Annotated in this window: 17 protein-coding genes; 8 read left to right on the plus strand and 9 right to left on the minus strand. The window is 73.0% G+C overall.

Translation table 11 applies throughout. The features are described 5' to 3' along the window. Positions 1 to 5: 5 nt before the first annotated feature. Positions 6 to 662: a response regulator transcription factor gene (locus tag ACGF5G_RS26790; RefSeq protein ID WP_393267546.1), complete on the minus strand. Its 657-nt coding sequence runs from the start codon at positions 660 to 662 to the stop codon at positions 6 to 8. Between the two features lie 229 nt (positions 663 to 891). Between ACGF5G_RS26790 and ACGF5G_RS26795 the strand changes: the two genes are divergently transcribed. Then, positions 892 to 1,230, plus strand: a complete 339-nt coding sequence (locus ACGF5G_RS26795) for a DUF952 domain-containing protein (protein ID WP_393267549.1) — start codon at positions 892 to 894, stop codon at positions 1,228 to 1,230. Positions 1,231 to 1,394: 164 nt separating this feature from the next. Further along, positions 1,395 to 1,940 carry an acyltransferase gene (locus ACGF5G_RS26800; RefSeq protein ID WP_357451829.1) on the plus strand — a complete coding sequence of 182 codons (546 nt, stop codon included), beginning with the start codon at positions 1,395 to 1,397 and terminating at the stop codon, positions 1,938 to 1,940. A 67-nt stretch (positions 1,941 to 2,007) separates the two neighbouring features. On the opposite strand, the gene ACGF5G_RS26805 is transcribed toward ACGF5G_RS26800, so the two are convergent. After that, a complete protein-coding gene (locus tag ACGF5G_RS26805) occupies positions 2,008 to 3,765 on the minus strand; it encodes a CDP-glycerol glycerophosphotransferase family protein (protein ID WP_393267552.1) in 1,758 nt (585 codons plus the stop codon). A 510-nt stretch (positions 3,766 to 4,275) separates the two neighbouring features. On the opposite strand from ACGF5G_RS26805, the gene ACGF5G_RS26810 reads away from it, so the two are divergent. Then, the gene (locus tag ACGF5G_RS26810) at positions 4,276 to 6,354 is read left to right on the plus strand and encodes a DUF6541 family protein (protein WP_393267555.1); all 2,079 of its coding nucleotides are present in this window, start codon (positions 4,276 to 4,278) and stop codon (positions 6,352 to 6,354) included. 70 nt (positions 6,355 to 6,424) lie between these two features. On the opposite strand, the gene ACGF5G_RS26815 is transcribed toward ACGF5G_RS26810, so the two are convergent. Then, positions 6,425 to 7,390: a Gfo/Idh/MocA family protein gene (locus ACGF5G_RS26815; protein ID WP_393267557.1), complete on the minus strand. Its 966-nt coding sequence runs from the start codon at positions 7,388 to 7,390 to the stop codon at positions 6,425 to 6,427. After that, positions 7,387 to 8,487, minus strand: coding sequence for a DegT/DnrJ/EryC1/StrS family aminotransferase (locus ACGF5G_RS26820; RefSeq protein ID WP_393267560.1), 1,101 nt, complete (start codon positions 8,485 to 8,487; stop codon positions 7,387 to 7,389). The genes ACGF5G_RS26815 and ACGF5G_RS26820 overlap by 4 nt, the downstream gene beginning before the upstream one ends. A 216-nt stretch (positions 8,488 to 8,703) precedes the next feature. On the opposite strand from ACGF5G_RS26820, the gene ACGF5G_RS26825 reads away from it, so the two are divergent. After that, positions 8,704 to 9,822, plus strand: a complete 1,119-nt coding sequence (locus ACGF5G_RS26825; RefSeq protein WP_393267563.1) for a YbhN family protein — start codon at positions 8,704 to 8,706, stop codon at positions 9,820 to 9,822. An 88-nt stretch (positions 9,823 to 9,910) separates the two neighbouring features. Here the strand turns inward: ACGF5G_RS26825 and ACGF5G_RS26830 are convergent, their stop codons facing one another. The 4 genes from ACGF5G_RS26830 to ACGF5G_RS26845 are packed head-to-tail and all read right to left on the minus strand — an operon-like array spanning position 9,911 to position 13,674. Beyond that, on the minus strand, positions 9,911 to 11,098 hold the full coding sequence (locus ACGF5G_RS26830) for a glycosyltransferase family 4 protein (protein WP_393267565.1): 1,188 nt from the start codon (positions 11,096 to 11,098) through the stop codon (positions 9,911 to 9,913). 13 nt (positions 11,099 to 11,111) lie between these two features. Next, positions 11,112 to 11,579 (minus strand): acyltransferase, encoded by a 468-nt coding sequence (locus ACGF5G_RS26835; RefSeq protein ID WP_393267568.1) that lies wholly within the window; start codon positions 11,577 to 11,579, stop codon positions 11,112 to 11,114. Further along, on the minus strand, positions 11,576 to 12,508 hold the full coding sequence (locus tag ACGF5G_RS26840; RefSeq protein WP_350677830.1) for an NAD-dependent epimerase/dehydratase family protein: 933 nt from the start codon (positions 12,506 to 12,508) through the stop codon (positions 11,576 to 11,578). Before ACGF5G_RS26840 ends, ACGF5G_RS26835 begins: the two co-directional genes overlap by 4 nt. Positions 12,509 to 12,534: 26 nt before the next feature. Then, positions 12,535 to 13,674, minus strand: a complete 1,140-nt coding sequence (locus ACGF5G_RS26845; protein WP_393267570.1) for a DegT/DnrJ/EryC1/StrS family aminotransferase — start codon at positions 13,672 to 13,674, stop codon at positions 12,535 to 12,537. Positions 13,675 to 13,791: 117 nt separating this feature from the next. On the opposite strand from ACGF5G_RS26845, the gene lhgO reads away from it, so the two are divergent. Beyond that, positions 13,792 to 14,988 (plus strand): L-2-hydroxyglutarate oxidase, encoded by a 1,197-nt coding sequence (gene lhgO / locus ACGF5G_RS26850; protein WP_393267573.1) that lies wholly within the window; start codon positions 13,792 to 13,794, stop codon positions 14,986 to 14,988. A gap of 142 nt (positions 14,989 to 15,130) precedes the next feature. On the opposite strand, the gene ACGF5G_RS26855 is transcribed toward lhgO, so the two are convergent. Then, positions 15,131 to 15,739 (minus strand): TetR/AcrR family transcriptional regulator, encoded by a 609-nt coding sequence (locus ACGF5G_RS26855; protein WP_393267758.1) that lies wholly within the window; start codon positions 15,737 to 15,739, stop codon positions 15,131 to 15,133. 205 nt (positions 15,740 to 15,944) lie between these two features. Here ACGF5G_RS26855 and ACGF5G_RS26860 point away from each other — a divergent pair, with 205 nt between their 5' ends. From ACGF5G_RS26860 to ACGF5G_RS26870, 3 genes are all read left to right on the plus strand, one after another. Continuing rightward, positions 15,945 to 16,841 (plus strand): ABC transporter permease, encoded by an 897-nt coding sequence (locus ACGF5G_RS26860; RefSeq protein ID WP_393267575.1) that lies wholly within the window; start codon positions 15,945 to 15,947, stop codon positions 16,839 to 16,841. Further along, on the plus strand, positions 16,834 to 17,652 hold the full coding sequence (locus ACGF5G_RS26865) for an ABC transporter ATP-binding protein (protein ID WP_350706519.1): 819 nt from the start codon (positions 16,834 to 16,836) through the stop codon (positions 17,650 to 17,652). Before ACGF5G_RS26860 ends, ACGF5G_RS26865 begins: the two co-directional genes overlap by 8 nt. 139 nt (positions 17,653 to 17,791) lie before the next feature. After that, entirely contained in the window at positions 17,792 to 19,294 is a 1,503-nt protein-coding gene (locus ACGF5G_RS26870; RefSeq protein WP_393267578.1) for a D-ribitol-5-phosphate cytidylyltransferase, read from the plus strand. The last annotated feature ends 34 nt before the right edge of the window (positions 19,295 to 19,328 follow it).

A 19,328-nucleotide genomic window follows, 5' to 3' on the forward strand; every position in this document is an offset into this window, starting at 1 on the left:
TCACCTCACTCGCCGCGCAGCCGGTAGCCGACCCCGCGTACGGTCTCCACCAGGCCGGGGTCGCCCAGCTTGCCGCGCAGCGACCCGACGTGCACCTCGACGGTGTGCCCGTCGCCCCAGGTGGTGCCCCAGGCGTCGAGCAGGATCCGGTCCCGGGCAACCGCGACCCCGGGCTGCCGGGCCAGGGAGAGCAGGACGTCGAACTCCTTGCGGGTCAGCGCCACCGGCCGGCCGGCCACGGCGACCGTCCGCGCGGCCACGTCGATGCGGACGGGCCCGGCCTCGATCAGGTTGCGCTCGGGCACCGTGTGCGCCGCACGGCGCAGCACCGCCTCGATGCGGGCCTGGAGCTCGGTCATGGAGAAGGGCTTGACCACGTAGTCGTCCGCGCCCAGCCGCAGGCCGAGCACCCGGTCCCGCTCCTCGCCCCGGGCGGTCACCGCGATGATGCCGAGCTGGCTGCTGCGCCGGCGCAGCTCGCGGCACAGGTCGGTGCCGTCCCCGTCCGGCAGGGTCAGGTCGAGCAGCACCAGGTCGCAGGGGGCGGCGGAGAGGGCGGCGGCGACGGTCGCCGCGTGCTCCACCTCGTACCCCCGGCGGGTGAGGGCGGAGGAGAGCGCGGCGGCCACCCGACGGTCGTCCTCGACCAGCAGGATGCGCACCCGGGGCCCCCATTCGTCGGCGTGTCGACCCCGAATGGTGACAGAAGCCGGCCGGGAGCGGGAGGGTAGGCCCCGCGTCGACCGCCGTGCGGACGGCGGCCCGGCCCCTCTCCGGCCCCGCCGGGAGCGGGCGGCGGGCCCGGGTCGGAACCCGGACACCCCCACCGAGAGCGGCGGCGGCGCGGGCGGGACCGCGGAGAACCGGGCCGGTTCTGCGTAGGCTGCCGGGGTGATCTACAAGCTGCTGACCACCGTCGAGTGGAACGACGCCCTGGCCGCGGGGCACTTCGTCGGCACCGCCACGGACGCGCAGTCCGGGTTCATGCACCTCTCCGGGCCCGACCAGGTGGTCGAGACGGCCCGCCGGCACTTCACCGGCGCCACCGGGCTGACCCTGCTCACCGTGGACCCGGCCCGGCTGGGCGACGCGCTGCGTTGGGAACCGTCGCGCGGCGGTGCCCTCTTCCCCCACCTCTACGGGCCGCTGCCGGTGCCGGCGGTGGTGGCCGCCGACGCCCTGCCGGCGGACATGCCGGTCGCCGAAGCCGTGGCGGCGTTGCTGGGCTGAGGGGTCGATATGCTACGCCGAGTCCGCGCGCCCCGGCCTCACTCTCCGTGCCCGGGGCCGGCGCGGCAGCCCGGACCCGCGCGGGCGGCCGCCCCTCCCGGCGTACGCCGAACGCGGGTCACCGACGGCGCCCGGCGCGCCCTGCGACCCATGCGAGTTGAAGGATGACTGACAGCAGTTCCCCGTCCCCCTCGGTCTTCGTCCACCCGACGGCCGACGTCGAGGAGGGTGCCCGGGTCGGCGACGGCACCAAGGTCTGGCACCTGGCCCACATCCGGTCCTCCGCCCAGGTGGGCGCCGGCTGCGTCATCGGCCGCAACGTGTACGTCGACGCCGGTGTGACGGTCGGCGACCTGGTCAAGATCCAGAACAACGTCTCCGTCTACCAGGGGGTGACCCTGGAGGACGAGGTGTTCGTCGGGCCGTGCGCCGTCTTCACCAACGACTTCCGGCCCCGCGCGCAGAACCCGGACTGGAAGATCACCCCGACGGTGGTCCGCCGGGGCGCCTCGATCGGCGCGAACGCGACCCTCGTCTGCGGCATCGAGGTCGGCGAGTACGCGATGATCGCGGCGGGTTCCGTGGTGACCAGGGACGTGGCGCCGTACCAGCTCGTGGCGGGCAACCCGGCGCGGCCGAAGGGCTGGGTCGACGAGCGGGGCGAGGTCGTTTCCCGGGACGTGGACACCCCGCCGCAGCGGCAGGGCTGACCCTCCGACGAGCAAACGGCGGTGGACGGGCGCTCCCGTCCACCGCCGTCGTCGTACGCGCCGGTGCTCAGCGGCAGAGCCGCGCGATCTCCTCCCGGAACCGCTCCATGGGGTTCGCCTCGGCCGGGCCGAGCAGGTAGGTCTTCAGCTCCCGCCGGGCGTCGGTCATCGGGTCGTCGCCGGCCCGGGTGACGGACACGATCTTCTCCAGCTCGCCGCAGTCCCGGGAGAGCAGGTACGCCGCCCGCGACGTTGGGTATTCCCGGCGGAACTCGTCCTCCGGCAGGCCGCCTGGGTTCGCCACCACGTACGGCCGCTGGCTCTGGACGAAGTCCGAGACCACACTGGACACGTCGCTGATCAGCAGGTCGGTCTGGTTGAAGCAGTCGAACAGCGCCGGCGTCCGGCCGGTGACCACGAGGTGCCGCGTGCCGTCCAGGGAGGTCGCGTCCGGGTTGCCGCCCGCCGCGCGGATCCGCTCCACGATCCGCTCGTGCACCGTCTTCGCCTCCTTGGCGCGGGAGCCGGTCAGCGGGTGCGGCTTGTAGATGAGCCGGACCGCCGGCGCGGTGGCCAGCAGCCCCTTGACGATCCGCTCCCCCATCAGCACCAGCGAGGTGTGGTACGGGTCGTCGTCCAGCCACCCCTCCCAGGTCGGGGCGTAGAGCACCGTGAACGGCCGGTCGACGGACTCCGCGCCGAACGTGTGCACCCCGGCGAGCTGCGGCCGTCCGATCTCGACGATGTCGGAGTCGAGCACGCCCACCCCGGCCCGGGCGTACCGCTCGCGCCCGGCGAGGCCGGCGACCCACACCTCGTCGTACACCTTGCTGTACGGGTTGACGCTGGCCTGCTTGTCGCTGTCGCCGTGCCCGACGAAGACGTGCTTCATGCCGGGCTCGCGGAGCATGTGGATGTTCGCGCCGACGTTCGCGGCGTAGAGCGCGGCGCGCACGCTGCCCAGTTCGAGGTTCATGAAGTCCACGCCGGCCGGCACGCAGATCACCGGCAGCCGGGTGTCGGCCAGTTCGAGGAACGCCTCCTTGTTGCGCAGCAGCACCACGCCGCGCTGGTCGAGCGCCTCGGTCGGGGCGAGCCACATGTTGGCCTGGTAGACGTCCTTCGCCGGCCCCGCGAAGTAGAGGGCCACCTCCGGCCGGTAGCTGTCCAGCCAGCGCTGGACGGCGGGCAGCAGCGGGCTCTGGCCCATCCCGCGCCCGCGCAGCCAGGTCAGCGCGACGATCCCGCCCACCAGCGCGGCGGCGAACACGGCCACCACTCCCGCGCCGATCACCGGGGCGGCGTTGTCGAGCACCGCCGCGAACACGGCGGCCGGCGCCAGCACCACGTTGACCAGGGCCAGCCGGTCGCCGGCGAGCCAGGCCGCCCAGTCCGGCGGGCGGGGCGCGGCCCGCATCGGGCCGAGGTCGATGTTGCGCACCAACGCCGACAGGGGGTTGCGCCGGTCGATCATCGTGGCGAGCGCGCCGGCGAAGACCGAGATCAGCCAGACGGTCGACGGCAGCACCAGGACCAGGCTGAGTTCCCACGCGCTCGGCCGGACCTCGGCGACCACCAGCAGGACGACCGCGAGGTCGCGGGCGAGCTGCCGGTAGTCGCCCCGCAGGCCGACCTTCTCGAGCAGTGTGTGTGTGGCGGGCGACCAGCGGGCGAGCGCGTACTCGCCGGCGAGCGCGGCCAGCCCGGCGACGGCGAAGACGCCGATCCAACCGAGCGCGCCGGCGGCGAGCATCACCAGGTAGGCCAGCAGCAGCAGCGCGCCGCGGGCGGCGACTCCCGCCGGTCCCATCAACTTGCCGAACAAGGACTAGCTCCCTACGAGATCGACGACTGGCTCACCGACCGTCACTGGCGCCGTGACGGCAGCGTTCCCCGCTTCGGCGACCGTCGGCGCCCGGACGCCACCGGCGCGCCCCGACGGAACGCGACGGGACGGGACAGCGGTCGCGGCGACCCGCCTGTCCGTCCATCGTCGCTGACCAGCGACGGCACCGGCGCCCGCGGCCACCCCGCCACCACGCCGGTGTGACCTTAACGCGAAGGAACGCGCCGGTATCGCTCGGGTACCGCCACACCGGGACGATTTGGTCCCTCCGGGCCACAGTCGCCACTCCGGGGGGATGATCCACCGCAAAAACGACGCCGGTGACGACGCGTCGCCGATGGCCGGTTCGCCGGGTCAGCGCGGCCGGCTCCCGTTCCTATACTGGTCCGGCCGCTCGCCGACCGGGTGGCCGCACGGGCGGCCGCACCTCGGCTCCGCGCACCAGCCGCCGCGGGGCAACCGCGAGTTCCGTTGGAAAGGATCCACGGTTTGACCAGCCTCATCGCGCTCGCCGTCGCCATCGTGCCCGGCGCGCTGCTCGGATTCGCGCTGCCCCCGGGCCGCTACCGGTGGGCCACCTGGGCCGCCGCCCCGGCGTTGACCCTGGGCCTGGTCACCCTCGCCATGACATGGCTGCCGAAACTCGGGCTGCCGGACGGTCCGCTGGCGGTGCTCGCCGCCGAGGTGCTGCTCGCCGGCCTCGCGGTGCTCGCGTCCCGGCTGGTGACCCGCGGCCTGGTCGACCCCGACGCCGCCGACCGCACCGCCACCGTCGACGGCGACGCCGCCGGGCGGCCGACCGACGCCGGGTGGCGGGGGCGGATCACCCGGCTGCGGCTGCCGGCGGTACGCCCCGGCCGCGCCGACGTCCTCGGGATCGCCGTGCCCGCCGTGGTCAGCGTCGCCTTCGGCTGGCTGATGCTGGGTCGGCTCGTCGCCCCGCCCGGGTGGGACGCCATGAACCACGGCTTCCTCACCCGGCGGATCATGGAAACCGACAGCGTGCTGATCTCCTCGGCCTGCACCAGCGGTTCCACCGATCCGGCGCTGTCCTGCTCCTTCTACCCGCTCGCGGCCAACGTGGCCTGGGCCCAGGCGGCGGAGATCTCCGGCGGGCGGATCAGCACGGTGCTGAGCGCCTGGTCGATCCTCGTCGGGCCGCTCGCGCTGGTGGCGGCCGTCTACGCCTGCGTCCGGGCCCTCGGCGGCAGGCCGGTGGTGGCCGCCAGCGCCGCCGCCGCGCCGGCCGTGCTCGGCCCGATGTGGATGTCGGTGATCACGGGTCGGATCACCGAGCAGACCGCCCCCTGCATGGCCGGGGCGATCGCGCTGCTGATCGCGCTCGCCGCGCGCGGCGCCCACCCGGTCCGGCTGGGCCTGCTCGCCGGCCTGTGCGGCGCCGGGATCGTCATGACGCACACGTACGACGTGCTGTTCATCGCCGTCCTGGCGATCGGCATGTTGCTGGCCGTACGCGGCCGGTGGGTGCTGCGCCGGGTCGCCGCGGCGGCCGGCGCGATGGTGGTGGCCGGGCTGGTGCCGCTGCTGCCCCTGCTCGGGGTGCTGGCCGGCGCCAACGGCGAGCGGCTGTCGAACCCGCCCGCCCTGCTCGGCAGGTACGGCGAATCGTTCGAGTACTGGGTCACCGACCCGCAGCGGTACGTCCTGTTCGCCTACCCGGGCGTCGGCGGTCAGGACTTCCAGCTCAGCGAGCCGACGATCCAGGTCGGCCTCTGGCTGGTCATCCCGTGCCTGCTGCTCTCCCCGCTCTGCCTGGTGCTGCCGCGGCTGCGGTGGGCCCGGCCGTGGTTCGCCGCCGGCGTGGTCTGGACGGCGATCGGGGTGTGGACCACCGCGTCCGACTCGACGGCCGCGATGACGCTCTCCAGCCTGTGGTACGGCGTCCGGGAGCGGGTCCGCTCGATGATCTTCCCGGTGTACGGGCTGCTGGCGGTCGCCGGCGCGGTGGTGCTGGGGCTGGCCGTGCAGTGGCTGCTGACCCGCGTCGCCGCGAAGGCCGGGGCGCTGCGCGGGTCGGAGGCGCCGACGGCGGTCGCCGCGGGGGTACTGGTGGCGGTGCTGCTCGGCCTCGCCGCGGTGCCGGCGAGCTGGCAGCCGCTGCGCGGCGCACTCAAGGGCCGGGCGCCGGTCGGCGCCTCCTACGAGAAGACGTTCGAGTGGCTGGCGGAGAACAACCCGCCCGGCGCCACCGTCGCCTACGACCGACACCACGAGTTCATCACCTGGGCCTACGCCGACTACGAGGTGCCGCTGCTGTTCGGCATCCCGCCGCTGCCCGGCCTGCCGGCGGAGAACTACGAGCGGCGGTGGGACGCGTGGAACTGGCTGGTGAACAACGCCGACGCCCGGCCCGCCGGGTGCGAGGTGCGCCAGTTCAACATCTCGTACGTGGTGGTCGGAAAGCGGAACATGCCCGGCGCCTGGGACAAGCACTACGAGCGCGAGCGGCTGGAGACCAGCGACCGGCTGGAGCTGGCCCACACGATCGGCCGGATCAACATCTACCGGGTCACCGAGGCCGGCCGGAGCTGCGCCACCGGGGGCTGAGCGCGACGGCCGGGAGACGACGAAGGGGCGGGGCGACCGTGGTCGCCCCGCCCCTTCGCGTGTCGGTCCGTCAGCGCCCGTTGTCGGCGAAGAGCCGGCCGACCACCCGGTGCGCGGGCAGGATGCGCTGCCGCTCCACGTCGGCGTCGGCCGTGCCGGCGACGATGTCCAGGAAGTGGTCGAGCTGGGCGGCGAGCGGCTCCCGGTTGGTGAGCAGCTCCGGGACCTCTATGATGCTCTGCTGCCGGTACCCGCGCCCGTCCGGCGTGGCCGCGTCCGACGAGACGTGCCGGTAGATGGTCACGTCCTTGCGGATCAGGTCCGCCTCGATCAGCCGGTCGACCTCGCTGATCACCAGCGTCCGGACCTTGCGCTGCCCGATCCGGCTGGCCGAGACGTTGGCCAGGGCGCCGCTGCCGAAGTTCAGCACCGTCTCCGCCACGTCTTCCGCCTCGGCGAGCGAGTCCGGGTGGAAGTGGCCGAAGGTGCCCCGGACCCCCACCGGCTCCTCGCCGCCGAACGCCTGGATCGCCAGGTCGACGTCGTGGATGAGCAGGTCCCAGGCGACCCCGGTGCGGATCCGCGGCGCGTACGGCGAGTGCCGGGTGGCGGTCAGGTGCACCGGGCGGTCGACCAGGGCGAGGGCCGTCAGCACCGCCGGGTTGAACCGCTCCAGCAGGCCGCACAGCAGCGGCACGCCGCGCTTGCCGGCGGTGGCCACGATCTCCTCGGTCTCGGCGAGGCTGCCGCAGACCGGCTTCTCGATCAGCAGCGGCTTGTCGGCGGCGAGCACCTGGTCGGCGAGGCCGTGGTGGAACTCGGTCGGCGCGGCGATCACCACGGCGTCGACGTCGGAGAGGTCGTCGGCGTTCGGGGCCCAGCCGGCCCCGTACCGCTCGGCGATCTGCTGGCCGACGGAGCGCCGGGGCTCGATCACCCGGGCCAGCTCCGCCCGGTCGGACTGGGCGATCACCCGGGCGTGCAGCGAGCCCATCATCCCGGTGCCGACCAGGGCGAAACGCACCTTGGCGGTCATGCGCCCACCGCCGCGCGGACGGCCTCGACCACCTGGTCGACGTCGCTGTCGGAGAGGTGGTGGTGCACCGGCAGCGAGACGCACTGGCGCACGACCCGGTCGGCCACCGGCGCCGGGTCGGCGACCACGCGGGGGTGGTCCCGGTAGCAGTCGTAGTCGTAGACGGTCTTCGGGTAGTAGATGCCGCAGCCCACGCCGCGCTCGGTCAGCCGGGTGATCACCTCGTCGCGGCTCACCGGGGCCTCGTCGGTGACCAGCACCGTGTACTGGTGCCAGACGTGCGAGCGGCCGGGCAGCTCGGTCGGCAGGCGCAGCCCGGGGACGTCGGCCAGGCCGGCGGAGAGCCGGGCGGCGTTGTCCTTGCGGCGCTTGACGTTCTCGCCGTACGCGGCGATCTGCGGGATGCCCAGCGCGGCCTGCAGGTCGGTGAGGCGGTAGTTGTGCCCGGCCACCTCGTACTGGTAGCGCTGCCGCATGCCCTGGTTGCGCAGCACCCGCAGCCGGTCGGCGAGGCCGGCGTCGTCGGTGGTGATCATGCCGCCCTCACCCGTGGTGAGGTTCTTGGTGGCGTACAGCGAGAAGGTGCCGAGCCCGAAGCTGCCGGCGCCGCGCCCGGAGATCGTGGCACCGAGCGACTGGGCGGTGTCCTCGACGAGCCCGAGGCCGTGCTGCCGCGCCAGCGGGGCGATCGCGTCCATGTCGGCGGGCTGGCCGTACAGGTGGACCGGCATGAGCACCTTGGTGCGCGGGCCGACGGCGGCGGCGAGGGCCTCCGGGTCGACGCAGAAGTCGTCCTCGCGGATGTCGGCGAACCGGGCGGTGGCGCCCGCCTCGAGGATCGCGTTGAGGGTCGCGACGAAGGTGAAGGGGCTGGTGACGACCTCGTCGCCAGGCTGGAGGTCGAGCACCTGGAGCGCGGCCACGAGCGCGGTGGTGCCGTTGTTGACGGCCACCGCGTGCTCGACGCCGACCAGGTCGGCGAACTCGCGCTCCAGACGGGCCACCATCGGTCCCTGCGCGATGACGCCCGAACGGATCACCTCGACCGCCAACCGTTCGGCCGCCTCGTCCAGCTTGACGACGGAAATCGGGATCACAGGAGCTCTCCTTGGGGTGTGGGGCAGCGTGCAGACCGTAGCAGCGCGGGAGGACCCCGGCACATCTGGACCGCCCCGGCGAGAATCCGCGCACGCCCGGCGAGGGGCCCGACTCGCCGACCGGGCTGGGTTCGTGGTACGCCCCGCGCTGCGCTAGTCTCGGCGAATTGTGCAGGCGACCCCAACGGGTCAGGGCGACGCGGAGGCAGGACGGCCGTGGCAGAGACCGCGACGCAGGTCGAAACGGTGACCGCACCGGCCGAGGGGGCCGGCGCGGCGAAGGGTCCGTCCCGCTGGCTCTCGTTGGGCGTACGGGTCGTGGTGATCGCGGCGATCGCGGCGGGCATGACCTGGAGCGTCGTCAGCCAGTGGCCGGACGTCCGGCAGACCTGGCTCGACCTGGCGTGGCCCTCGGTGGTGCTCGCCGTGCTGGCGGTACTCGCCGGGATGTTCGCCAACTCGATGGCGTGGCGGGCCGCGGCGGAGGACCTGGAGCACCGGGTGTCCGTTCCCGCCGCCCTGCGGATCTGCATGGTCGGGCAGCTCGGCAAGTACATCCCGGGCAGCGTGTGGGCGTACGTCCTGCAGATGGAGTTGGGCCGGCGGGCCGGGCTGCCGCGCGCGCGGGCCTTCCTGGCCACGCTGGTCGCGCTGGGGCTCGGCGTGGTCGCCGCGCTCGGCGTCGGCCTGCTGAGCCTGCCCTCGCTGCTGGACGCGACCGCCGAGACCGGGGCCGAGTACGCCGAGCCGGTCCGGGTGGCGCTCTACATCGTCGCCGTGCTGTTCCCGATCGCCCTGATCTGCGCGATCCCGGCGGTGCTCACCCGGCTGATCCAGATCGTCCTCAAGGTGCTGCGCCGACCGCCGCTACAGCACCGGCTGACGCTGCCCGGTGTGCTGCGGGTGGTCGGCTGGAGCGCCCTGGGCTACACGCTGTTCGGCGTGCACCTGTGGCTGCTGGCCAACGCCCAGGCCGCTCCCGGCGTCGGCGGCCTGCTGCGCAGCATCGGCTCGTTCGCCATCGCGATGACCGTCGGGATGTTCGCCTTCCTCTCCCCCTCCGGGCTCGGCGTCCGGGAGGCCGTGCTGGTCGCCACCATGGCGCCCTTCCTCGCCGACGCCGGGGGCATCGGGGCGGCGACGGGCATCGCCCTCGCCTCCCGGCTGATCTTCACGGTGGCCGACCTCCTCGCCGCCGGCATCGCCGCCCTGTCCGGGGTGCGGCAGCTCCGTCGGGGGACGCCCGACGAGGCCGACGAGGCGGTCGCCGTCGAGCAGGTTCCGACGCCCCGCTCCGCCGCCGACCAGGCCGCCGCGCCGGTCACCACCCGCTGACGCCGGCCCGTACCCGGCGGACACCGTCCCGCGAAGCGCCGGTGCCCCCGACCACGCTCGTGGTCGGGGGCACCTTCTCGTCGTACGGTCAGCGGCGGCGGGCCGCCGCCATCTCGCCGAGCACCTCCAGGTGCCGGTGCAGCACCCGGTCGAGGCTGAAGCGCTCCCGGATGAGCGACTGGCCGTTGACGCCGATCTGCTTGGCCAGGGCCGGGTCGGTCAGCGCGGCGATCAGCCGCTCGGCCAGGCCCGACACGTCGCCGGGCCGGCAGAGCAGGACGTTCTCGCCGTCGCGCAGCGAGATGCCGGGGAAGTTGTCCGCCCGTGCGGGCGCCACCACGGGCACGCCCGCCGCCATCGCCTCCAGGGTCGCCGTGCCGAGGCCGAGCCCCTGCTCGTGCGACTCCACCGTCGCGGCGGCCAGGTAGTCGGGGATCTCGCTCTTGGCCACCTTGCCGGCCGCGATGACGGCGTGCTCGACGCCGAGCGCCCGGGCCCGCTCCGCGAACACCCCGTAGTAGACCTGGCCGCAGATGAGCAGTTTCGCGTCCGGCACCTTGGCCAGCACCTCGGGCAGCGCCTCGACCAGCGCGATGCGGTCGCGCAGCGGGATCACGTGCCCCACCGACAGGATCACCGGCGAGGTGCCCAGGTCGTGCCGCTCGCGGACCCGCTGGGCGTTGCCGCCGACCACCCAGTCCGGGTCCACCCCGACCGGGATCGGCACCAGGCCGGAGTGCGCGCCCCCGTAGCGGGCCTCGATGTACTCCTGCATGAGCACGTCCATCACCACGAGCCGCGGCTTGGACCGCCACATGAACGGCTTGACCATGGTCGCGTCCAGCCCGCGGAACACCTTCGCGTAGCGGGCCTGCGGGTTCTCCAGCCGGGTGTGGATGGACAGCAGCGCCGGCACCCCGCGCTTGCGCGCGTAGAGCGCGGTCGCCCAGGTCAGGTCGAAGAACTGGCCGTGCTGGTGGATGACGTCCGGCCGGAACTCGTCGAGCAGCTTGCGGACCCGGCGCAGCAGGCTGGGCCGGGTGGTGAACGAGATGTCGAAGCTCACCGCCAGCCGGGTCTGCGGCAGCATCCACGCCGGCAGCCGGACGATCCGCAGCCCGTCGCGTTCCTCGACCGCCGGGGCGTCCTGGTAGGCGGCCGTGAGCACCAGCACGTCGTGCCCCTCGGCGGCGTAGCCCTTGGCGAGCGACTCGGACAGGTGCGAGCTTCCGCCCGCGCGCGGCGGGAAGAAGTTGTTGACCACTGCGATACGCACGGGAGGGGTGCTCCTAGCTCTCCGCTACAGGGACGAACCGGACATCGCCGCCGTCCAACTCGACTGTGGAGACCACCCGGGCGGGGACCCCCGTCACGACCGCCCCCGGTGGCACGTCTCTGGTGACCACGGCCCCCGCGCCGACGACCGCACCGTCACCGATGGTGACACCCATCATCACGGTCGCGTTCGCCCCGATGAACACCCGGTCGCCGATCGCCACCGGCGCCCGGTCCACGGAAGCATGGGCACGCCCCGACACGCAACGCCGGGCGGTGGAATGGGTGTAGATCTGCGCGCCGCAGCTGATGTCGCAGCCGGCTCCGATGGTCAGCCCACCGGAGCCGTCGATGACGGTGAACGCGCCGATCCACGTGCCCGCGCCGATCACCGGCTCGCCGATCACCCACGCGTGCGGGTTGTACGGGTTCGCCGGGAGCCCGTGCGACGACGGACCCCCGGCGGACGGCGACTGGGTCACGCGACCTCGGTCTTGATGAGGTCGGTCATCCCGTCCTCGACGGCGATGGTGGGCTCCCAGCCGAGCACCTCGCGGGCCCGGGTGATGTCGGCGGCGCGCCGGCTGACCAGCACCTCGCGCGGGTTGAACTGCGGCTGCACGTCGACGCCGACAGCCTTGATCAGGATCTCGGCGAGGGTCGCGATCGAGGTGTCGATGCCGGTGCCGATGTTGACCGGCACGTTGCCCTGCTCGGCCTCCATCGCCGCGACCACCGAGCGGGCGATGTCGTGGACGTGGATGAAGTCCATCGACTGCTCGCCCTTGCCGTCGATGACCGGCGGCTCGCCGTTCTTGAGCCGCTTCACGAAGTGGTTGATCACCGAGGTGTAGTAGGCGGTCGGCTTCTGACCCGGGCCGTAGACGTTGAAGAACCGCAGGGCGATCCAGTTCAGGCCCTTGCTGCGCTGGTAGAAGCCGAGCAGGTCCTCGCCGGCCCGCTTCGAGATGCAGTACGGGGTGAGCGGGTCGAGCCGGTCGTCCTCGTGCATCGGCAGCTTCTTCGGGTCGCCGTAGACCGACGCCGACGACGCGAAGACCAGCCGCTTGACACCGTGGTCGGCGGCGGCGGCGAACACGTTGTGGTTGCCGACCATGTTGATGTCGATCGACTCGTACGGGTCGGCCTGGCTCTTGTTGATCGAGACCGCGGCCAGGTGGATCACGTAGTCGCAGCCCTTCATGGCCGCGTGCACGGCGCCGCCGTAGCGGACGTCCTGGTCGATCAGCTCGACGTCGCCGGTGGCCACCAGCTCCGCGACGCGGTCCCGGTCACCGCGGAACATGTTGTCGAAGATGCGGACCTTGTAGCCCTTCTCCAACAGCATCGGCACCACGTGCAGGCCGATGAAACCCGCGCCTCCGGTGATGAAGACGGTCTGCTTCGACATGGCGGAGCGTGTCCTTCCTTGGGGAGTCAGCGGCTGGTGGCCGCGGTGTTGACGACGTCCACCAGCGTGGCCGCGACGGTCTCGACCTGGGCGTCGGTGAGGTTGGCGTGCATCGGGATGGCCAGGTGCCGGGCGAACAGGTCCGCCGAGACCGGGCAGGGCGTGGTCTGGCCGTAGAGCGGCTGGACGTGTGAGGCGTACGTGCCGAAGGTGCACTGCACGCCGCGCTGCCGCAGCGCCAGCGCCACCGCGCCCCGGTCGACGGAGGGCGCCAGCGTGACGACGTACGACTGCCAGGGGTGCTCGCGGTCGGGCGCCTCGTACGGGGTGGTGATCAGCTCGTGGTCCTTGAGCAGCTCGCCGTAGCGGGCCGCGGTGCGGCGCTTCGCGGCCAGCAGGTCCGGCAGCCGGTCGAGCTGGGCGAGCATGATCGCCGCGGAGATGTCCGAGAGCCGGTAGTTGTAGCCCAGCTCGGTGAAGGTCGGGATCGGCAGGTGCGACAGCTCGGCGCGGGTGAGCGCCCCCTCCACCCCGTACGTGTGCAACTTGCGGGCGTGGGCGGCGAGGTCATCGCGGTCGGTGACGTACGCCCCGCCCTCGCCGGCGGTGATGCCCTTGCGGCCGTGGAAGCTGAAGGTGGCGACGTCGGCCAGGCTGCCGGCCGGCCGGCCCTTGTAGGTGGCGCCGGCGGAGCAGGCGGCGTCCTCGACCAGGAACAGGCCGTGCTTGTCGGCGATGGCGCGCAGCTCGTCGTAGTCGGCGGGCTGCCCGAACGCGTCGACGGCGATGATGCCGACGGTGCGCGGGGTGATCGCGGCCTCGACGGCGGCCGGGTCGACCGTCCAGGTGTCCGGCCGCACGTCGGCGAAGACCGGCGTGGCGCCGGCCCACATCACCGAGTGCCCGGTGGCCGGGAAGGTGTAGTCGCCGACGATCACCTCGTCGCCCGGCTTGACACCGAGAGTGAGCAGCGCCAGGTGCAGCGCCGAGCCGCAGTTGCTGGTGGCGAGGGCGTGCCGGGTGCCGGCGGTGGCGGCGAAGCGCTCCTCGAAGCGGCGGCAGGTGGGCCCGGAGCCGGCGAGCCAGCCGGAGGCGAAGACCTCGGCGATGGCCGCGAGCTCCGCCTCGCCGACCGTGGGCTGGCCGAGCGCGATGACCTCAGACATGTGACCCCCAGAGTGATGGACCCGGAGCAGTCTAGGCCAACCGGGCGGGTCGTCCGCGAGTCGGGCACGCGGGACGGCTTGGTTACCATCGGTCGCGGCGTCGGCAGGGGAGATGAGATGACCAGGTTCGTGGTGGTGGGTGGCGGCATCGTCGGGCTCGCCGTGGCACACCGGCTGATGACCGACCGGCCCGGGGACCAGGTCACCGTGCTGGAGAAGGAGGCCGGCTGGGCGGCCCACCAGACGGGGCACAACTCGGGCGTCATCCACGCCGGCGTCTACTACAAGCCGGGCAGCCTGAAGGCCACCATGTGCAAGGCCGGCAGCGCGTCGATGGTCGAGTTCTGCGAGCGGCACGGGCTCGCGTACGACATCTGCGGGAAGCTGATCGTCGCCACCGACCCGGAGGAGCTGCCCCGGCTGCACGCCCTGCACGAGCGGGCCACGGCCAACGGCCTGCCGGCGCGGCTGATCGAGGCCGCCGAGGCGGCCGAGTACGAGCCGCACGTCGCGGCCGTCGCCGCGCTGCACGTCGCCTCGACCGGCATCGTCGACTTCGGGGCGGTCTGCCGCAAGCTCGCCGAGCTGCTCGCGGCGGGCGGGGCGGAGCTGCGCACCGAGACCGAGGTCACCGGCGTGGCCACCCGGCCCGAGGGCGTGGTGGTCAGCACCACCAGGGGCGAGGTCGTCGCGGACGTCCTGGTCAACTGCGCCGGTCTGCACGCCGACCGCATCTCCCGGCTGGCCGGGGTGCCCACGCCGGTGCGGATCGTGCCGTTCCGCGGCGAGTACTACGAGTTGGTGCCGCAGCGGCAGGGCCTGGTGCGGGGGCTGATCTACCCGGTGCCGGACCCGCAGTTCCCGTTCCTCGGGGTGCACCTGACCAAGATGATCGACGGCAGCGTGCACGCCGGCCCGAACGCCGTGCTGGCGACCGCCCGGGAGGGCTACTCCTGGGGCCGGATCAGCCCGCGCGACATCTGGGACGAGCTGACCTACCGGGGCCTGTGGGCGCTGGGCCGCCGGCACTACCGCTACGGGCTGACCGAGGTGGCCCGGTCGCTGTCGAAGAAGCGGTTCGCGGCGAGCCTGGCCCGGTTGGTGCCGGAGCTGACCCCGGCGGACATCGTCCGGGCCGGCGCCGGCGTCCGCGCCCAGGCGATCCTGCCCGACGGCGGGCTGGTGGACGACTTCCTCATCGTCGAGGCGGACCGGCAGGTGCACGTGCTCAACGCGCCCTCCCCCGCCGCGACCAGCTCGTTGGAGATCGCCCGGCACATCGTCTCCCGGCTGCCGGTCGACGCGCCGCGCTGACCCGACGGGCCCGGGGCGGGCTGCGCCGGCCCCGGGCACACACCGGTCGGGCGGTGGGTTCCGGGGCCGCACGGGTTCGGGACGGCGAGTTCCCGGGGCCCGCCCGGCGGCGCCGGCCCAGGACACGCGCCGGGGCGGCCGGTCAGGCGGGCGTGGCGTCGGTGGCCGCCGCGCGGGGCCGGGGCACGGCGGTGCCGGCGCCGAGCCCGGTGGCCACCGCCTCGACCAGCGTGTCCAGGTACGCGTCGGTGAGCGGGGTCCGCGCGATCGCCAGCCGCCAGTAGAGCGGGCCGACGATCAGGTCGACGGCCGCCTCGGGGTCGGTGTCGGGCGGCAGCTCGCCGCGCTGCACGGCGCGGCCGATCAGCCGGCCGCCGATCTCCTGCTGCCGCGTTCGCAGCAGCTGCTGGAGGGTCTGGTCGATGGTCGGGTTGCGGGCCGCCTCGGCGAGCAGGTCGGGGATGATCTGCGAGGCCAGCGGGTGCCGCAGCGCGTGCGCCACGACCTGGAAGAGCAGTTGGAGGTCGCCGCGCAGGGTGCCGGTGTCCAGCGCCGGCAGCTTGCCGGTGGCCGCCGCGGCGACGATCTCCAGCACCAGTTCGAGCTTCGAGCTCCAGCGCCGGTAGATCGCGGTCTTGCTCACCCCGGCCCGCCGGGCCACCGCCTCGATGGAGAGCCGGCCGTAGCCGACCGCGGCGAGCTCCTGCATCAGCGCGCGGCGGATCGCCGTGGTGATGTCGTCCCGCAGCACCGCCGCGCCGGCCGGCGCCCGCCTCTTCCCGGTCGTCACCTGGAGCTCGTCTCGGCTGTCACGAGGAACAATGTAGCGCAACGACGGTACGGTTGCGTCCCGACGTGTTTCGGACTACTGTCCACGCAGCGGCGAGGCGGCGCTCCCCGCTTGGTTCCATCGTCGCGCCTCATCCGTCGTCACGAAAGATCGGAGCGCCCATCCCATGGCCAACACCGCGCTGGCCGACCCCGACTCCGGCCTAACGCAGGCGCAGCTGGCCGCCCGCCACGGGCTCCGGGTCGCCGGTGAGCGGCCGCCCCTGGCCGAGTACGCCCGGCGGCTCTGGCGCTACCGGCACTTCATCGCCGCGTACGCCAACGCGAAGCTCGTCGCGTCGTTCAGCAACGCCCGGCTCGGGCAGCTGTGGCAGGTGCTCACCCCGCTGACCAACGCGGCGGTCTACTACCTGATCTTCGGCGTGGTGCTGAAGCAGGACAGCATCCCGAACTTCATCGCCTACCTCTGCACCGGTCTGTTCATCTTCAACTTCACCCAGACCGCCGTGCAGAGCGGCACCCAGTCGATCACCGGCAACCTGGGCCTGATCCGGGCGCTGCACTTCCCCCGGGCCTGCCTGCCGCTGGCCGTCACGGTCACCCAGTTCCAGCAGCTCCTCGGCTCGATGGTGGTGCTCATCGCCATCGTGCTGGTGACCGGCGAGCCGATCACCTTCGCCTGGCTGCTGCTGGTCCCGGCGATCATCCTCCAGGCGGTCTTCAACGCCGGGCTCACCATGACCGTGGCCCGGATGGGCGCGAAGCTGGCGGACCTCAAGCAGGTCATGCCCTTCGTCCTGCGCACCTGGATGTACGGCTCCGGCGTGCTCTACAGCGTGGCGCTCTTCGAGGAGCAGCTGCCCGGCTGGGCCTCCCGGCTGGTCGAGTTCAACCCGGCGCTGGTCTACATCGAGCTGGCCCGCGTCGCGCTGCTGGAGCAGGCGCCGCTGCTCAGCTCCTCCGTGCTCCAGCTCTGGCTGGCCGCGGTGGGCTGGGCGATCGTGATGGGCGTCGGGGGTTTCATCTACTTCTGGCGGGGCGAACAGGAGTACGGCCGTGGTTGAGCAGTTCGAGTCGTCCAACGACGTGACGGTGACGCTGCCCCGGGTCCAGGACCGGGTGCCGACCGTGGTGGTCGACGACGCGCACGTGATCTACCGGGTACACAAGGGCGGCGGCGGGGGCGGCGGCCCGGTCGGCGCGCTCAAGCGGATGGTCAGCCGCACCTCGGCGCCGAACATCCGGGAGGTGCACGCGGTCAAGGGGGTCAGCTTCACCGCGTACCGGGGCGAGGCGATCGGGCTGATCGGCAGCAACGGCTCGGGCAAGTCGACCATGCTGCGGGCGATCGCCGGCCTGCTGCCGGTCAACCGCGGCGCGGTCTACACCCAGGGACAGCCCTCGCTGCTCGGCGTGAACGCGGCCCTGCTCAACGACCTCTCCGGCGAGCGCAACGTGGTGCTGGGCTGCCTGGCCATGGGGATGCCGCCGGCGGAGGTGCAGCGGCAGACCCCGGAGATCATCGAGTTCTCCGGGATCAACCAACGGGGCGACTTCGCCTCGCTGCCGATGCGCACCTACTCCTCCGGCATGGCGGCCCGGCTGCGCTTCTCCATCGCCGCGGCCAAGAAGCACGACGTGCTGCTCATCGACGAGGCGCTCGCCACCGGCGACAAGGGCTTCCGCAAGCGCAGCGAGCAGCGGGTGCGGGAGCTGCGGGAGAGCGCGGGCACGGTGTTCCTCGTCAGCCACCAGCTCTCCTCGATCAGGGACACCTGCGAGCGGACGATCTGGCTGGAATCGGGCGTCCTGCGCATGGACGGCCCGACCGACGAGGTCCTGCGGGCGTACGAGGCGTTCGCCAACGGCAAGTAGCGCGCCGGACGGCATCGACGGAGATGCCGGCGGACCGCGTCGTCCCGTTGGGGCGGCGCGGTCGGCGCGTTAAGGTTCATCCGGTCGCCGCGCGGGCGGAACCGTCTGTTCACGCACCCCTGAGAGTGAGGATTCGGCAATGACGCAGGACCACACCACTGGCCCGGACGCCACACCGGAGACCCCGGCGCCGTGGCGGCCCTCGCGGACGGTGGCGGTGGTGCTGGCCGGCGGCACCGGGACCCGGCTGGGTCTCGGCATCCCGAAGCAGCTGCTGAAGATCGCCGGCAAGCCGATCATCGAGCACACCCTGGCGGTCTTCGAGGCCGCCCCCGAGATCGACGAGATCATCGTGCTGATGGCCACCGGCCACGTCGCCGAGGCCCAGCAGATCGTCGACAAGGCCGGCTTCCGCAAGGTCACCAAGGTCATCGAGGGCGGCGACACCCGTAACGCCACCACCCGGATCGCGCTGGACGCGGTCGGCGAGGGCGACTGCAACATCCTCTTCCACGACGCGGTGCGGCCCCTGGTCAGCGGCCGGATCGTCCGGGAGTGCGTGAACGCGCTCTGGACGTACTCCGCGGTCGACGTGGCCATCCCGTCGGCCGACACGATCATCCAGGTCGACGAGGACGACTGCATCACCGACATCCCGGTGCGCTCGTCGCTGCGCCGCGGCCAGACCCCGCAGGCGTTCCGCTCGGGCACGATCCGCGAGGCGTACCGGATCGCCGAGGGCGACCCCCACTTCGCCGCCACCGACGACTGCGGCGTCGTGCTGCGCTACCTGCCGGGCACGCCGATCAAGGTCATCGACGGCTCCGACGAGAACATCAAGGTCACCCACCCGGTCGACGTGCACCTCGCGGACAAGCTGTTCCAGCTCGCCGCCGCGCAGGCCCCCCGGGTCACCGACCACCGCAGCTACACCGAGGAGCTGACCGGCCGGACCATCGTCATCTTCGGCGGCAGCTACGGCATCGGCCACGACCTGGCCGAGCTGGCCCGCCGCTACGGCGCGCAGGTCTTCCCGTTCAGCCGTTCCAGCACCGGCACCCACGTGGAGCGCGCCGCGGACGTCGAGGCGGCGCTGAAGACCGCCTTCGAGGCCACCGGCCGGATCGACCACGTGGTGGTCACCGCCGGCATCCTGGAGAAGGGCGCCCTCGTCGAGATGGACGAGGAGACCATGGACCGGGTGCTCCAGGTCAACTTCGTCGGGCCGGTCATCGCCGCCCGCCAGTCGCTGCCGTACCTCCAGCAGACCAAGGGCCAGCTGCTGCTCTACACGTCCAGCTCCTACACCCGGGGTCGCGCCCAGTACGCCCTCTACTCCTCCACCAAGGCGGCCCTGGTCAACCTCACCCAGGCGCTCTCCGACGAGTGGGCCGAGTTCGGCGTACGGGTCAACTGCATCAACCCCGAGCGCACCGCGACCCCCATGCGCACGAAGGCGTTCGGCGAGGAGCCGGAGCACACCCTGCTCGCCGCCGAGACCGTCGCCCAGGCCTCGCTGGACGTGCTGATCTCGGAGCTGACCGGCCAGGTCATCGACGTGCGCCGCGCGCCGGGCGAGGTGCCGGCCCAGCCGGTGCCGGGGCAGGCCGAGCGGGCCGCCAGCCCGGCCAGCGCCGGCTGACGCGGGTCTCGGGCCACGGCGGGGAACGGAGCCG

It is taken from the genome of Micromonospora sp. NPDC047730 (genome assembly GCF_043204765.1).
Taxonomy (GTDB): domain Bacteria; phylum Actinomycetota; class Actinomycetes; order Mycobacteriales; family Micromonosporaceae; genus Micromonospora.

Coding starts and splice junctions, on each gene's coding strand:
- ACGF5G_RS26800 (WP_357451829.1), top strand. CDS start 1,395: ATGACTGACAGCAGTTCCCCGTCCCCCTCGGTCTTCGTCCACCCGACG.
- ACGF5G_RS26815 (WP_393267557.1), bottom strand. CDS start 7,390: ATGACCGCCAAGGTGCGTTTCGCCCTGGTCGGCACCGGGATGATGGGC.
- ACGF5G_RS26840 (WP_350677830.1), bottom strand. CDS start 12,508: ATGTCGAAGCAGACCGTCTTCATCACCGGAGGCGCGGGTTTCATCGGC.
- ACGF5G_RS26845 (WP_393267570.1), bottom strand. CDS start 13,674: ATGTCTGAGGTCATCGCGCTCGGCCAGCCCACGGTCGGCGAGGCGGAG.
- lhgO (WP_393267573.1), top strand. CDS start 13,792: ATGACCAGGTTCGTGGTGGTGGGTGGCGGCATCGTCGGGCTCGCCGTG.
- ACGF5G_RS26860 (WP_393267575.1), top strand. CDS start 15,945: ATGGCCAACACCGCGCTGGCCGACCCCGACTCCGGCCTAACGCAGGCG.
- ACGF5G_RS26870 (WP_393267578.1), top strand. CDS start 17,792: ATGACGCAGGACCACACCACTGGCCCGGACGCCACACCGGAGACCCCG.